The following is a 14,519-nucleotide window of genomic DNA, read 5'->3' on the forward strand; positions in this document are numbered from 1 at the left end:
TACCGCGCACGGGGGCACGCTAGGACTGGTCGGCGATGAAAGCGGCGAGGCGGGTGAGGGCCGCGTTCCAGTTGACGGCTGTCTCGTTCGTCGACCACGACTGGATGTCGTCGACATAGCAGAACTGCCCGACACAGCCCTGGAGCACGCTCTGCGCGTACGGGTCCTGGATCGAGGAGTTCGGCCCGCCCGCGAGCGTCCCGGCGGGCGGCGACGGCAGACTCGGGTCGAGCTGCCGGGCGTACCAACGGCTGTGCTGGTGCTGGGAGTTGACCTCACCATAGCCGGTGACGTACGAGATGTTCAGCGCGTTGCGCCCGAGCACGTAGTCCATGCTCTGCACGGCCCCGTCCCGGTACTTCGCGGCCCCGGTGAGGTCATAGGCACTGGCCAGCACCACCCCGTTGTTGAGCACCTGATGCGCGGACCCCCAGTCGTACACGTTGCCGGGCGGCGCGTAGGGCATGCCGTACGGCTGGCCCGTCAGTGTCGCGAGATAGGTGTCGGCGCCGCGTACGACCGACTCGCGCACCTTGTCGCGGCCGGGCAGCCTGTTCGGGACCAGCGCGAGGTCGAGGCGGCCGGCGGCGGCGGTGTGGCCCCAGTCGAAGCCGTAGGGGCCGAAGAGGTCGGCGGTGTGCAGCGGGGAGTCGAGGACGTGGTCCGCGAACTGCCGTTCGCCGGTGGTGAGATACAGCTCCGCCGCCGCCCAGTAGAACTCGTCGGTCACGTCGTCGTCGTTGTAGGCGCCGCCGCCGACGCCGTCGTCGGCGCTCGCGTACATCGCCGGGTGGGCGAGCGCGGCGGTCCACGCCGTGCGGGCGGCCTTCAGGGCTTTCGCGGCGAACCGCGCGTCGTACGGCTTGTAGAGGCGGGCCGCCTGGGCGGCGGTCGCGGCCAGGTTGAGGGTCGCGGCGGTGGACGGGCGGTGCAGTTCGCGGGGCTGGGGGTCGTCGGAGGGGAGCAGCGGGAGGCCGGTCCACTGGGCGTCGTGGATCTTGTGATGGGCCATCCCGGCGAGCGGCCGGCCGGCCGGGACCTGCATCTTCAGCAGGAACTCCAGCTCCCAGCGGGCCTCGTCGAGAACGTCCGGCACGCCGTTGCCGCTCTCGGGCAGCGCCAGCGTGCCGTCGCCGAGCCGGGCGGGGGTGCCGGTGCGGGCGTGCAGGGAGCGTTCGTACGTCGACAGCACCTCCCAGACCGCGATGCCGCCGTTGACGACGTACTTGCCGTGGTCGCCGGCGTCGTACCAGCCGCCGCTGACGTCCGACGCGTAGTCGCAGCCGCCGGGTTGGCACGGCACGGACCGGTCTCCGAGGTTGGGCGCGACCCCGGTGTGCCCGGCCGGCCTGCCGTAGCCGGGCCGCAGGTCGTCGCGGATCTCGATGCCGCTGCGCTGGGTGTAGTAGTACTTCACGGCGTCCCGGCTCAACCGCTCATAGCCGGCGGCCCCGATGGCGAACGGCCGGCTTCTCTCGCCGTCGGCGGTGAGCGTGTAGCCCGCGCCGGGCTTGCGGTACGACCCGAAGTCCACGGTGTGCACGCGCTGCCCGGAGGAGGCGTCGAGCCCGCGCGGTACGGTCCAGCCGCGCGCGACGGTCGTACCGGCCGCGTTCCTCAGCGTCCACGGCAGCCGGGCGCCCGCGTCGGTCACCACCGTCGCGTTCTTCGGCCCGGCGGGGAGGTAGCCGACCTGGTTGACCCGCACCCGGGGTCCGGTGTCGGGCGCGTACGCCTTCGGGGCCGCCCCGGCCGGCCCGGCGGGCAGTCCGGTGAGCGCGGCGCCCAGCAGCGCGGCCAGGGTCAGCAGGCTCGTCCTGCGTCGTCGTTTCACGTCATGCCTCCTCGGGCGGAGCCACCCCAACTGATGGGAGCGCTCCCAAAGTTGACGGACGAGCCGCCCATGCTTCTTGGAGGCATGACACCCCGTCAACGGTCCGGACGGGCAACATCCTTAAGGGCAGCGGAAGTTGGCGCGAAGCCGCGCCCGCCCGGACCGCCGGTCACACGTCGAGCCTGCTGACCCGCACGGCCCCGCGCGCCTGCCCCGGATAGCCGCTGACGAACGTCAACCTCACCCGGGAGCCCCGCAGTTGACCGAAGGTGACGACCGAGGGCGCGTCGGAGGCGGCCGCCCAGGAGACGGAGACACCCTTCGCCGCCACGTACTTGGCGCCGTCCCACACCGCGACCTCGACCGCCTCGGGCAGGCTGTGCGCCGCGTCGACGGTGAAGGAGACCGCGGCCCGCCCGACGGTCTTGGCGCGCCCGAAGTCGACGGTGACCCAGTCCTTGGCGCGGGCCCCGCTGAACGCGGGCAGGAGTGCGGTGGCCGCCTTGCTGAAGCCGTTGGACCAGCCGGTGGCCGGGTCGCCGTCCAGCATGGCGGCCGGGAGGGTGTCGGGGCGGCCGGAGTAACTGGCGTCAGCGTGCGGGTAGTTGGGGGCGGCCTGGGTCTCAGGCTTGAACTTCGGCGCCGGGGTGGTCGCGCGGGCGGCGGCCCGGGTGGTCCCTACCGTGACGGTCCCCGCGCTGAGCCCCGCCGCCCTCGCCGTCACCTTCAGCGGACCGGCCGCCGTACCCGACCGGATCATGGCAATTGCCTTGCCATGGAAGGCCGTTCGGGTCGTCGCCTGGTACCGCTCGGCGCTCTCCTGCCGCCCGTTGTCGAGCCCGGCGACCGAGCCGCCCTGGACGGCGAAGGTCAGCAGGTGCTCGGCGTCGGGCACGACGACCCCTTGCGCGTCGACGACCTCGGCGGTGACGAAGACCAGTGAACGCCCGTCGGCGGCAAGGGACTTGCGGTCGGCGGTGAGGCGGACGGCGTGCGGGGCGCCGGCGGTGCGCAGGACGTCGGTCGCGACGGTCTTGCCGCCGCGCCGGGCCACCGCCTTCAACTCCCCGGGCTGGTAAGGGACTTTCCACGTCAGATGGAGTTTGCCCGCGCTGCCGTTGGGGCTGGTGTAGCTGCCGGGGTAAGGGCCGTCGGTGAACGTCTTGTCGTCACCGGTCGCCTCGGTGGTCTCCAGATAGCTCCGGCCGTCCACGGTCTGCTTCACATCGAACGTCCGGGTCCCCAACGACTTGCCGTTCAGCAGGAGTTCGACGCTCTCGACGTTGGAGTACGCCCACACCTCGACGGTGTCCCCGGCCTCGTGGTTCCAGCTCATCGGCAGCAGATGGACCATCGGCTCGCTGGTCCACTGGCTCTGGAAGAGGTAGTACATGTCCTTGGGGAACCCGGCGGTGTCGACGGCCCCGAAGAAGGACGCCTTGACGGGGAAGACGCCGTACGGGGTCGGTTCGCCGATGTAGTCGATGCCGGACCACAGGAACTGGCCCGCGAACCATGTGCGGTCCCGGTCCTTCTTGTGCCCGTACTCGCCGCTCATCGTCCAGGAGGCGAGGTTGTTGTCGTACGAGGAGGTGGCCCGCTTGCCCGGGGTGTGGTTCTCGCCGGTGTTGAGGTGTTCGGGCTCCTGGTAGGCGCCGCGGGTCGAGGTCTCCGAGGAGGACTCGGACTCGAAGAGGAACAAGTGCGGGTAGGCGGCGTGGAGTTCGTCGACCGACTTGGCGGTGTTGTAGTTGAGGCCGAGGCCGTCGAGCTTGGCCAGCATCAGGTCGGCGGCCGAGCCCTTGGCGGGGGCGCGGTGGTATTTGTCGGAGCCGATGACGAGGGGGCGGGTGCCGTCGGCGGCACGGATGGCGGTGATGATGCGGTCGGCCATGCCGAGTCCGGCCGTCGAGGTGGAGTCGGGGATCTCGTTGCCGATGGACCACATCACGACCGCCGGGGAGTTGCGGGCGGCGAGCACCATCTCGGTGGCGTCCTTCTCGACCCAGGTGTCGAAGAAGCGGCCGTAGTCGTAGCGGGTCTTGCCGGTGTGCCAGCAGTCGAAGGCCTCGACCAGCATGACGATGCCCAACTCCTCGCAGAGCGCGATGATTTCGGGCGAGGGCGGGTTGTGGGAGGTGCGGAAGGCGTTGACGCCCATGGACTTCATGATGGTGAGCTGGCGGCGGATGGCGTCGGTGCTGACGGCGGTGCCGAGCGCGCCCTGGTCGTGGTGGAGGTCGACGCCCTTCAACTTGGCGTGCGCGCCGTTGAGATGGAAGCCCTCGTCGGGGTCGATACGGACCGTGCGGATGCCGAAGACCGTGCGGTAGGTGTCGACCGCCTTGCCCGCGACGCGGAGTTCGGTGACGAGGGTGTAGCGGTTCGGGGTGGTGAAGTCCCACAACTGGGGTTCGGGGACGGCGAGTTGGTGGGTCTCGGTGGCGGTGGCGGCGACGTGGGCCATGGTCGTCGCCTGGGCGACCGTGCGGCCTCCGGGGGCGACGGCCCGGGAGGTGATCTCGACGTCGGCGGGGGCGCCGGTGTTGCGGATCGTGGTGCGGACCTCGACGGTGGCGCGGGCGGCGGTGACGTCGGGGGTGGTGACGTAGGTGCCCCAGCGGTCGACGTGGACGGGGGCGGTGAGGACGAGGCGGGCCTCGCGGTAGATGCCGCTGCCGGAGTACCAACGGCTGCTGGGGAGCTGGTTGCGGACGCGGACGGCGAGGACGTTCTGGGTGGCGCCGTCGGTGTGCACCAGGCCGGTGAGGTCGTAGGCGAAGCCGGTGTAGCCGTAGGGGTGGGTGCCGAGTTCGGTGCCGTTGCAGTAGACGGTGGAGTCCATGTAGACGCCGTCGAACTCGACGGAGATCCGCTGTCCGGTGTGGGCGGCGGGCAGGGTGAAGGCGAGGCGGTACCAGCCGAGGCCGCCGGGGAGGAAGCCGGTGCCGCCGTTGGTGCCGTGGTCGGTGGTGGGGGTCTGCTCGATGGACCAGTCGTGCGGGACGGCGACCGCGCGCCAGCCGGAGTCGTCGTAGCCGGGCTCGGCCGCGCGGTCGTAGGCTCCGGTGGGGTCGGTGATGCCGCCGGGGTTGACCAGGGCGAAGCGCCAGCCGTCGCGCAGCGGGAGGATCTCGCGGCCGGTGGCCGGGGCGGCGGCGTGGGCGGCCGAGCCGGAGAGGAGGGCGCCCGCGGCGGGGGCGGCGGCGGAGGCGAGCAGGACCGATCTGCGCGTGACTGTCATCGTGGGCGGCTCTCCCTAGCAGAAGTCAGGAACCAGAACTAATCACAGCTGATCGCCGAACAACAGAATGTGACGTCCAGGTGTTCGGTCCCGTCAAGAGTGGGGGGCATGCACACGCCACTCGGGCCGTGGGAGGCTCACGGAAGGCTCCGGGGGGACGCCTGCCCGGATGTCGGTGGGTGGGTCTACGCTGGGACAGAAGTGGCTGCACTGTTCACTGTGAGTGTCCGCGATGGGTGGTGAGGATGAGCCCGGTCTATCCGTTCGACGACGCCGACACGGCCCGGGTGGTGGTCGGCGACGACGGCCTCCTCGTCGAGTGGAACGCCGGTGCCCGTGAGCTGCTGGGCTGGGCGGCGGCCGAGGTCGTGGGCCGTCCGGCGGCGGAGCTGACCGCCCAAGGCGCGCTGCCGGAGGCGACGGCGGCCCGCTGGGACGGCGTGGTGGGCCTGCGGCACCGGGACGGCCGTACGGTCGAGGTGTGGCTGCTGGCGCACCACCGGCGGGCGACCGAGGAGCGGGCCGGGTACTGGCTGGTGGTGACCCCGCTGGGCGGCGGCGGGCCGCGCGACCCGGAGGACCCGCTGGTGCAGGCGGCGCTCGATCACTCCCCGTGCGCGCTGGCCGTCTATGACGACCGGCTGCGGCTGTGCCTGGTGAACGCGGCGATGGGCGCGGCCATAGGGCTGCCCGAGGAGCGGATGCGGGGCCTCAGGCTCGCGGAGATCGGCGGCCGGCAGCAGAGCGAGTTCCTGGAGGGGCACATGGCCGGGGTGCTCGCCGAGGGCCGCCCCAGGGACGTCCAGACGTACACCCGCACCGGCGGCGAGACCTACGCGCACGCGTGGCTGGCCCGGATGTCCCCGGTCCTCGCCGCCGACGGCAAGGTCCTCGGCGTCTGCCTCGCGGCCCACGACTTCACGGAGAACTACCTCGCGCGCGAGCGGCTGCAACTCCTCAACGAGGCGAGCGTCCGCATCGGTACGACCCTCGACGTCACCCGTACGGCGCAGGAGCTGGCCGATGTGTGCGTGCCCGCGCTGGCCGACTTCGTCAGCGTCGACCTGCTGGACCCGCAGGAGGGCGCCGAGCCCCCGGCCAGGTTCGTCACCCCGGTGCCGCTGCGCCGGGCCGCCCATCAGTCGGTGGCCCCGGGCAGCCCCGAGGCCGTGACGCAGCCCGGGGAGGTGCAGCGCTACCCGGACGGCTCGCCGCACGCCGACTCGCTGGCGGCGGGCCGCGCGATCGTCGCCACGGTGCCGGGCGGGGCGCTGGACCAGTGGCTGGCCTGGGACGCCGCGCGCGGGGAGCGGGTCCGGGAGATCGGCATCCACTCGATCATGTCGGTGCCGCTCCGCGCGCGCGGGGTGACGCTGGGGGTCGCGGTGCTGACCCGCTACCGCCGGCCCGACCCGTTCACGGCGGACGACGTGCTGCTCGCCGAGGAGGTCTCCGCGCGGGCCGCCGTCTGCGTCGACAACGCCCGCCGCTACTCCCGCGAGCGCGACACCGCCCTCGCCCTCCAGCGCAGCCTCCTCCCGCAGACCCTGCCGCGCACGGCCGCCGTCCACGCCGCCTCCCGCTATCTCCCGGCCGCCCGCGCGGGCGTCGGCGGCGACTGGTTCGACGTGATCCCGCTGTCGGGCCTGCGCATCGCGATGGTCGTCGGCGACGTCGTCGGACACGGCATCCAGGCCTCGGCGACCATGGGCCGGCTGCGGACGGCCGTGCGCACGCTCGCCGACATCGACCTCACCCCGGACGAGCTCCTCACCCACCTCGACGACCTCGTCGTCCGCCTCTCCGAGGAGGCCGGGGAACGCGGCAGTCCCGGGGAGGTGGGGGCGACGTGTCTGTACGCGGTGTACGACCCGGTGTCGCGGCGGTGCAGCATGGCGCGGGCCGGGCATCCGCCGCCCGTGCTGGTCCCGCCGGGCGGCCGGCCCCGCCGGGTCGACCTGCCGGCCGGGCCGCCGCTGGGGCTCGGCGGGCTGCCGTTCGAGTCGGCGGAGATCCAGCTCGCCGAGGGCAGCGTGCTCGCGCTGTACACGGACGGTCTGATCGAGTCCCGCGAGCGGGACGTGGACGCCGGTTTCCGGGCGCTGTGCGCGGCCCTGGCGCCGGCCACGGGTTCGCTGGACGAGACGTGCGACCGGGTCCTGCGCGCGCTGCTCCCGCCCGGCGGCGCCTCCGACGACGTGGCCCTCCTCCTCGCCCGCACCCGCGCGCTGCCCGCCGACCGGATCGCGACCTGGGACGTCCCCGGCGATCCCGCCCTGGTCGCGCCGATCCGCAAGGAGGTCTGCGAGCAGCTGGACGCCTGGCAGCTGAGCGCGGTCTGCTTCACGGCGGAGCTGGTCGTCAGCGAACTGGTCACCAACGCCATCCGCTACGGCGCCCACCCCATCCGGCTGCGCCTCATCCATGACACGGCCACGCTGATCTGCGAGGTCTCCGACACCAGCCACACCGCCCCGCACCTGCGCCGCGCCAAGACCTGGGACGAGGGCGGACGCGGCCTCCTCCTGGTCGCCCAGCTCACCCAGCGCTGGGGCAGCCGGCACACGGCCGAGGGGAAGACGATCTGGGCGGAGATGGCGGTGGTGGAGGAGGAGTGAGGGGATCCCTTCCGCAGTGCCCGCGCCGCTGAAGGAGCCGCGCCGCGCCGCCGAGGCCCCCCTGCCCTCACCTCTCTTACCCCCGGCTGTTTGGATGGGCCGCGCTCTCCGCCCGTACGCCCGCCCCGAAGGAACCGCCCTGAACACCCCGCTCGCCGCCGCCCTGTCCGTCGCCCTGCTGGTCGCCTCGCTCGTGTGGGCGGTGGTACGGCCCGCCGGGCGGGCGGAGGTGCTGGTCGCGGGCCCCGCCGCGCTGATCGTGATGGCGACCGGGGCGCTCTCCCTGGACCACGCGCGCGAGGAGGCCGAACGGCTCGGACCGGTCGTCGGATTCCTGGCCGCCGTGCTGGTGCTGGCGCACTTCTGCGCCGTCGAGGGCCTGTTCAAGGCGTGCGGGGCGTGGCTCGCGCGGCGCGCGGCGGGCCGCCCGAGACGGCTACTGACCTCGGTGTTCGCGCTGGCGTCGGTGATCACGGCGGTGCTGAGCCTGGACGCGACGGTGGTGCTGCTGACGCCGGTCGTGTTCGCGACGGCGACCCGGCTGAAGGCGCCCGCGAAACCGCACGTCTACGCGTGCGCGCACCTGTCGAACACGGCGTCCCTGCTGCTGCCGGTGTCGAACCTGACGAACCTCCTGGCGTTCGAGGCGAGCGGCCTGTCGTTCACCCGGTTCGCGGCGCTGATGACGCTGCCGTGGCTGGTCGCGATCGGCGTCGAGTACCTGGTCTTCCGCCGGTTCTTCGCGGCCGAACTCCCGCTCAGCGAGCCCATGGTGGACACCGGCCCCGCCCCGAGGCTGCCGCTGTTCGCGCTGGTGACGGTCGCGGCGACGCTCGCGGGGTTCGTGGTGGCGTCGGCGGCCGGCTTCGAACCGGCGTGGGCGGCGGCGGCCGGCGCGCTGGTCATGGCCGCGCGGGCGGTCGTACGCGGCAAGGCGGGCGTCGGTGAGGTGGTGCGCTCGGCCTCGCCGGGGTTCCTGGTGTTCGTGCTGGCGCTCGGGCTCGTCGTCCGCGCGGTCGTCGACAACGGGCTCGCCGACGCGCTGGGGCATGTGCTGCCGGGCGGTTCGGGGCTGCTCGCGCTGCTGGGGCTGGCCGCGCTGGCCGCCGTGCTGGCCAATCTGATCAACAACCTGCCGGCGGTGCTGGCGCTGGCGCCGCTGGCCGCCCCGGCGGGTCCCGGGGCGGTGCTCGCGGTGCTGCTCGGGGTGAACATCGGCCCGAACCTGACGTACGCCGGATCGCTGGCGACGCTGCTGTGGCGGCGGGTGGTGCACGGGCACGAGGAGCGGGTCGACGTCGGTGAGTTCACCCGGCTGGGCGCGCTGACCGTGCCGGTGTCGCTGGGGGCGGCGGTGGTGGCGCTGTGGGGAGCGCTCCAGGTGGTGTGAGTCAGCGGGTGGTCTGACCGTAGGAGCCGTACGCGCCGTAGTATCCGGCGCCGTACCCGTAGCCGCCGTATCCGGAGCCGTAACCCCCGCTCCCGTAGCCCCCGTTGCCGTACCAGTCGCAGGCGTACGGGTTGTAGTACGAGCAGGTGCCCTTGCCCGGTGTGGACGGGGACGGGGTGGGTGTCGGGGTCGGGGGCTTCGGGGCGGTGGGGGGCTTCGCGGCCGGGGGCTTCGGGGCCGGTGCGGGAGCCGGGGGCGCCGCCTTCTTCGGGGTCGCCGGTTCGGGTGAGTTCGCCTTGTCCCAGTTGACGATCTGCATCTGGAGGTCGGGCTTGGAGGTGTCGATGACCCAGCGCTGGGCGGTGCCGTCGGCGCGGTCCTTCAGGACGAGCGCGCCGGAGCCGTCGGTGGCGGCGGGGGCCAGCGCGAGGTCCTGGCTCCAGCGCGGGACCAGGGTGCCCTGGAGGGTGAAGTCGTAGCGGATGTCGCGGGCGTCGCCGCCGGTGCAGGCGTCGAGGCGGACCGAGTAGCCGAGCCGGGAGTCGAGGCAGAGCGCGGGGGCCGCGACGTTGCGCAGCAGGCCGTCCGGCTCGTAGGACCACTGCTGGACGGGTGAGGCCGAGCAGGTGGCGAGTTCGGCCTCGGCGTCCTGGACGGCCTTGCCGCCGGCGATGCCGAGGCAGAGCCCGGAGAAGACGTTGTGGAGCCGGCCGCGCAGGGCGCCCTGGGCGGTGTCGCCCGCGCTGACCCAGGAGGGCCCTTCGGCGGCGGGACCGGGCGCCGGGGTCGCCCCCGCGTCGCCCGCCTGCGCGCCACTGTCGCCGTGCCCGACGGCCGTCCACAGGACGAGGGGGAGGACGACGAGGCTGCTGACGGTGAGGACGGCGGCGGTGAGATTGCGGCGCCGCCGGCGGGCGGCCTTGCGCAGGGCGCGGGCGGAGGCGGGGGCGTAGGGGACGGGGACGAGGGCGGTGCCCGGGGCTGCTTCAGGATGCGTGGCCGCGAGAACGCCCGGCGCCTCGAAAGCGTCCGGCGACCCGGAAGCCCCTGTCGCCCCAGAGGCCCCCGGAGCCCCAGAAGACCCCGGCGCCCCGAAGCCCCCCGCCGCCCCGAAGTCCTCCCCCGGCAGCCCCCCTTGCTGCTCCGCCTCCTGCGCACCACCCCCCGCGCGGGCCTCCCGATAGGCATGTGCCGAGCGCCCCAGAATGCTCTCGGCCAGCGCCGCCCCCAGTGCCTGCCGCTCCTGGAAGCAGGCGAGTTGGTCGGCGGTGTGCGCGCAGTGGCGGCAGCGGCTCAGGTGGGCCTGGAGGTCGGGGTCGACGTCGCGGCCGTGCCGGGTGGTGACGTCGAGGAGGCGGTCGTAGCGGTGGCACTCCTCGTCGACGCAGAGTTCGCGGTGCGACTGGAGGAGTTCTTCGCGCAGCCGCTCGCGGGAGCGGCGCAGTTCGGCCAGGACCGTCTCGTCGTCGAGGCCGAGCAGCGCGCCGGGGACGTGCAGCGGCTCCGACTCGGCCTCGGCGTGCCACAGCACGCAGCGGGAGGCCTGGGGCAGCCGCTGGAAGGAGCGGGCGAGCAGCCGTCTGCCGACCGGGGGGAGTAACCGGGCCGCCGCGTCGGTGTGCAGCGCGGGGTGCACGAGTTCGCGGCGGCCGTCGGCTGCCCATTCGACGGCGATCCGGCGGACGGTGACCAGGAGATGCGGGCGCCAGGCGGCATCCGGCGCCTCCTGGCCGGCGTGCGCGCCGAACAGGCGGGTGAAGGCGGCGGTGGTGAGCATCCCGGCGGCGCGTTCGTCCGCCGTGCACAGCCGGGCGTAGGCGAAGGCGGCTTCCCAGTGCCGGTCGAGGAGTTCGCCGACGGGGTGGAGGGGCTGTTCCACCTGTTCCACCAGGGGAAAAGGCTGGGAATTCGACATGCCTGCGGCTGTCACGGCTGGATTCCTCCCGGGGGAGATATGGGACCGGCCACGGACAATCCATTCTCCGCGCCTCGACGGGCCCAACTTTTGCACAATCCAGCAAGCCCGAACAAGAGATCTCCCGTAACCTCCGACGTTTTAGGAGACGCCTCCTGAACTGCGGCTACGGCAATCCGTGGGCAAGGCCACCGCACATCCCGCGCACACCGGACAAAACCGGGACCCGAAATGCATTCTCACCCGCTGACGGCTTTTTGCCCGGATTCCTGGGCGACGGTCCGGTCCGCGCCCGTGTGGTTGAACAGCAGGTTGAGTACGAACGCGGCGAGCGTCGCGCTGGTGATGGCGCTGCCGCCGATGATCTGCACCCAGGTCGGAAAGGCGTGGTAGAAGGTCGGCGCGACGACGGGCAGCATGCCGACCCCTATGGCGACGGCCACGATCAGCAGGTTGCTGGTCCCCTCGAACTCCACTTTCCGCAGCGTGCCGATGCCGACGGAGGTGACGGTCGCGAACATGACCAGCCCGGCGCCGCCGATCACCGGCCCCGGCAGGGAGGCGACGACCTCGCCGAGCTTGGGGATCAGCGCGAGGACGACGAGGATCCCGCCGGCGACGGCGGCGACGTACCGGCTGCGTACCTTCGTCATCCCGACCAGCCCGACGTTCTGCGCGAACACCGTGTCCAGGAACCCGTTCATGACCCCGCCGAAGATCCCGGAGACCCCGTCGGCGGCGAGCCCGCGCGCGAGGTCCTTCCGCGTCAGCGGACGTCCGGTCATCTCCCCGACGGCGAGCATGTCGGCGGTCGACTCGGTGAACGTCACCAGCATCACCACGCACATCGAGATGACGGCGGCGACCGGGAAGTGCGGCGCCCCGAAGTGGAAGGGCGCGGCGAGCCCGAACCAGTCGGCGCCCCCGACCGAGGAGAAGTCGGTGAGCCCCATGGGCACGGCCACGAGCGTCCCCGCCAGCAGCCCGATCAGCACGCCGAGTTGCGAGAAGAACCCCTTGGTGAACCGGCTGACGAGGACGATCAGTACGACGATCCCGCCGGCCAGCGCGAGGTGCGAGGGCGCCGCGTACCCCTTCGCCGTGGGGTCGTTGCCGGCGATGAGCCCGGCGGCCACCCCGATCAGCGACAGCCCGATGACGGTGATGACGGACCCGCTGACCAGCGGCGGGAAGAACCGCACGGCCCGCGCGAACGGCACCGCGACCAGCACCCCGAACACCCCGGCCGCGATCATCGACCCGTACACGGCCTGCATGCCGTACTCGCCCGCGATGAGGATCATGGGCGTGACGGCGGTGAAGGTGGCGCCCGCGACGACCGGCAGCCGTACGCCGAGCACCTTGCCGACGCCGAGGGCCTGGAGCAGCGTGATGAATCCGGCGACCAGCAGATCGGCGTTGATCAGCAGCCCGATGGTGGAGGTGTCGAGCTTGGCCGCGGCCCCGAAGACCAGCGGGACGGTGACGCAGCCGGTGTACATCACCAGCACATGCTGGACGCCGAGCAGCCCGAGCCGCGCGGGCGGCAGGACTTCGTCGACGGGATGCCGGACGGATACGGGGGACGAGGACATCGCGGGGCCTCCGGAGCGGAACGAAGAATGCTCAACTTTTTGTTGAAACTGTTTCGCGGACATTGCCGCGACCGAACACCGAAGTTGCTTTTCGCAGACCCCGTTCCCGGCCTAGCGTGACCGTCCATGACGACCACAGGCATTCTGGAGCACTTCGAGAAGGACGGGTACGCCGTCGTCCCCGGACTCTTCTCCCCCGCTGAAGTCGACCGCGTCCGCGCGGAGTTCGCGGCGCTGCACGCGGCGGGGCGGGCCGTGCCGGGGCACTTCGAGCCGCGCGTCGGCGACGATCCGCTGCACACCTTCCCACGTGTCATGCAGCCGCATGAAATCAGCGCGGTGGCACGGGAGTTGCTGCTGGACGCGCGACTGAACGGCATCCTTGAGGTCCTGCTCGGGGAGCAGGTCCTGGCCGCGCAGAGCATGTTCTACTTCAAGCCGCCGGGGGCCCGGGGGCAGGCGCTGCACCAGGACAACTTCTATCTGCGGGTGGAGCCGGGGACGTGCGTGGCCGCGTGGGTGGCCTGCGACGGGATCGACCGGGAGAACGGCGGCCTCGAAGTCGTCCCCGGCACCCATCGATCGGAGGTGTTCTGCCCCGAACTCGCCGACGAGAGCGTGTCGTTCGCCCGCGAGTACGTGCCCCCGCCGCCGGGGCTCGCCGCCGTCCCCGTCGACATGGCCCCGGGTGACGTGCTGTTCTTCAACGGCTCCCTGGTCCACGGCTCCCGGCCCAACCGCAGCGCCGGCCGGTTCCGGCGCTCGTTCATCGGCCACTACGTCGGCCGGTCCGCCGAGCGGATCGGGGCGTACTACCGGACCCTGGAGATGACCGGCGAACGGGTCGCCCTCCCCGAGAGCGAGGGCGCGGGCCCCTGCGGCACGGAGTTCGCGGCGCAGGGACCGCACTAGAGCGCCGCGGGGACCCGGCCCGCGTACGAGCCTCAGTGCCCGGCGACCGGATGCGGCGCGTACGGCTGTTCCAGCTCCGTCAACTCCTTGTCGCTGAGCCGGAGTTCGACCGCCGCCACGGCGTCCTCCAGATGCCGGGGCTTGGTCGCGCCGACGATCGGGGCGGTCACCGCGTCCTGGTGGAGCAGCCAGGCGAGGGCGACCTGGGCGCGCGGGACGCCCCGGGACTCGGCGATGCGGCCGAGGGCGTCGGCGATCGCGCGGTCGCCGTCCTGGTAGAGGGTGCTGCCGAACTTGTCGGTGGTGCTGCGCTCGGTGACCGCGTCCCACTCCCGGGCGAGCCGGCCCCGGGCCAGCGGGCTCCAGGGGATGACGCCGACGCCCTGGTCGGCGCAGAGGGGGAGCATCTCGCGCTCCTCCTCGCGGTAGACCAGGTTGTAGTGGTTCTGCATGCTCACGAACCGCGTCCAGCCGTTGCGCTCGGCCACGTGCTGCATCTTCGCGAACTGCCAGGCGTACATGGACGAGGCGCCGATGTAGCGCGCCTTGCCCGCCTTGACGACGTCGTGCAGCGCCTCCATCGTCTCCTCGACCGGGGTGTGCGGGTCGAAGCGGTGGATCTGGTAGAGGTCGACGTAGTCGGTGCCGAGCCGGGCCAGGCTGCGGTCGATCTCGGTCATGACGACCTTGCGGGAGAGGCCGCCGCCGTTGGGGCCCTGGCGCATCGGCAGGTACACCTTGGTGGCGAGCACGATCTCGTCGCGGCGCGCGGACTCGCGCAGCACCCGGCCGGTGATCTCCTCGCTGGTGCCGTCGGAGTAGACGTTCGCGGTGTCGAAGAAGTTGATGCCGGCGTCCAGCGCCCGCAGGATCAGCGGGCGGGACGCCTCCTCGTCCAGCGTCCACTCGTGCGCGCCGCGGTCGGGAAGGCCGTAGGACATGCAGCCCAGGCAGATCCGGGAGACGTCCAGGCCCGTCGAACCGAGCTTCACATACTGCATAGTTGGCTGC

The 14,519-nt window shown here is 72.5% G+C and carries 8 protein-coding genes; 3 read left to right on the forward strand and 5 right to left on the reverse strand.

What is annotated here, in order from left to right; all coding sequences use genetic code 11:
• Window positions 1-19 precede the first annotated feature (19 nt).
• Together ACYUD3_RS11740 and ACYUD3_RS11745 are read right to left on the reverse strand one after the other, a co-directional pair.
• Window positions 20-1,834 (reverse strand): glycoside hydrolase family 9 protein, encoded by a 1,815-nt coding sequence (locus tag ACYUD3_RS11740; protein WP_470967730.1) that lies wholly within the window; start codon window positions 1,832-1,834, stop codon window positions 20-22.
• A gap of 169 nt (window positions 1,835-2,003) precedes the next feature.
• Complete coding sequence (locus ACYUD3_RS11745; RefSeq protein ID WP_470967733.1) at window positions 2,004-5,078, reverse strand: glycoside hydrolase family 2 TIM barrel-domain containing protein; 3,075 nt, start codon at window positions 5,076-5,078, stop codon at window positions 2,004-2,006.
• Window positions 5,079-5,323: 245 nt separating this feature from the next.
• Between ACYUD3_RS11745 and ACYUD3_RS11750 the strand changes: the two genes are divergently transcribed.
• Together ACYUD3_RS11750 and ACYUD3_RS11755 are read left to right on the forward strand one after the other, a co-directional pair.
• The gene (locus ACYUD3_RS11750; RefSeq protein ID WP_470967735.1) at window positions 5,324-7,696 is read left to right on the forward strand and encodes a SpoIIE family protein phosphatase; all 2,373 of its coding nucleotides are present in this window, start codon (window positions 5,324-5,326) and stop codon (window positions 7,694-7,696) included.
• A 94-nt stretch (window positions 7,697-7,790) separates the two neighbouring features.
• Window positions 7,791-9,086, forward strand: a complete 1,296-nt coding sequence (locus ACYUD3_RS11755) for an SLC13 family permease (RefSeq protein ID WP_470967738.1) — start codon at window positions 7,791-7,793, stop codon at window positions 9,084-9,086.
• Window position 9,087: 1 nt separating this feature from the next.
• Here ACYUD3_RS11755 and ACYUD3_RS11760 read toward each other — a convergent pair whose 3' ends face one another.
• Window positions 9,088-11,001: an RICIN domain-containing protein gene (locus ACYUD3_RS11760; protein WP_470967739.1), complete on the reverse strand. Its 1,914-nt coding sequence runs from the start codon at window positions 10,999-11,001 to the stop codon at window positions 9,088-9,090.
• 239 nt (window positions 11,002-11,240) lie between these two features.
• On the reverse strand, window positions 11,241-12,596 hold the full coding sequence (locus ACYUD3_RS11765; protein WP_470967742.1) for a nucleobase:cation symporter-2 family protein: 1,356 nt from the start codon (window positions 12,594-12,596) through the stop codon (window positions 11,241-11,243).
• 126 nt (window positions 12,597-12,722) lie between these two features.
• Here ACYUD3_RS11765 and ACYUD3_RS11770 point away from each other — a divergent pair, with 126 nt between their 5' ends.
• Window positions 12,723-13,508 (forward strand): phytanoyl-CoA dioxygenase family protein, encoded by a 786-nt coding sequence (locus ACYUD3_RS11770; protein WP_470967744.1) that lies wholly within the window; start codon window positions 12,723-12,725, stop codon window positions 13,506-13,508.
• Between the two features lie 32 nt (window positions 13,509-13,540).
• Here the strand turns inward: ACYUD3_RS11770 and ACYUD3_RS11775 are convergent, their stop codons facing one another.
• Window positions 13,541-14,509, reverse strand: a complete 969-nt coding sequence (locus ACYUD3_RS11775; protein ID WP_470967746.1) for an aldo/keto reductase — start codon at window positions 14,507-14,509, stop codon at window positions 13,541-13,543.
• Between the last annotated feature and the right edge of the window lie 10 nt (window positions 14,510-14,519).

This window comes from Streptomyces sp. AMJ-169 (assembly GCF_055597585.1).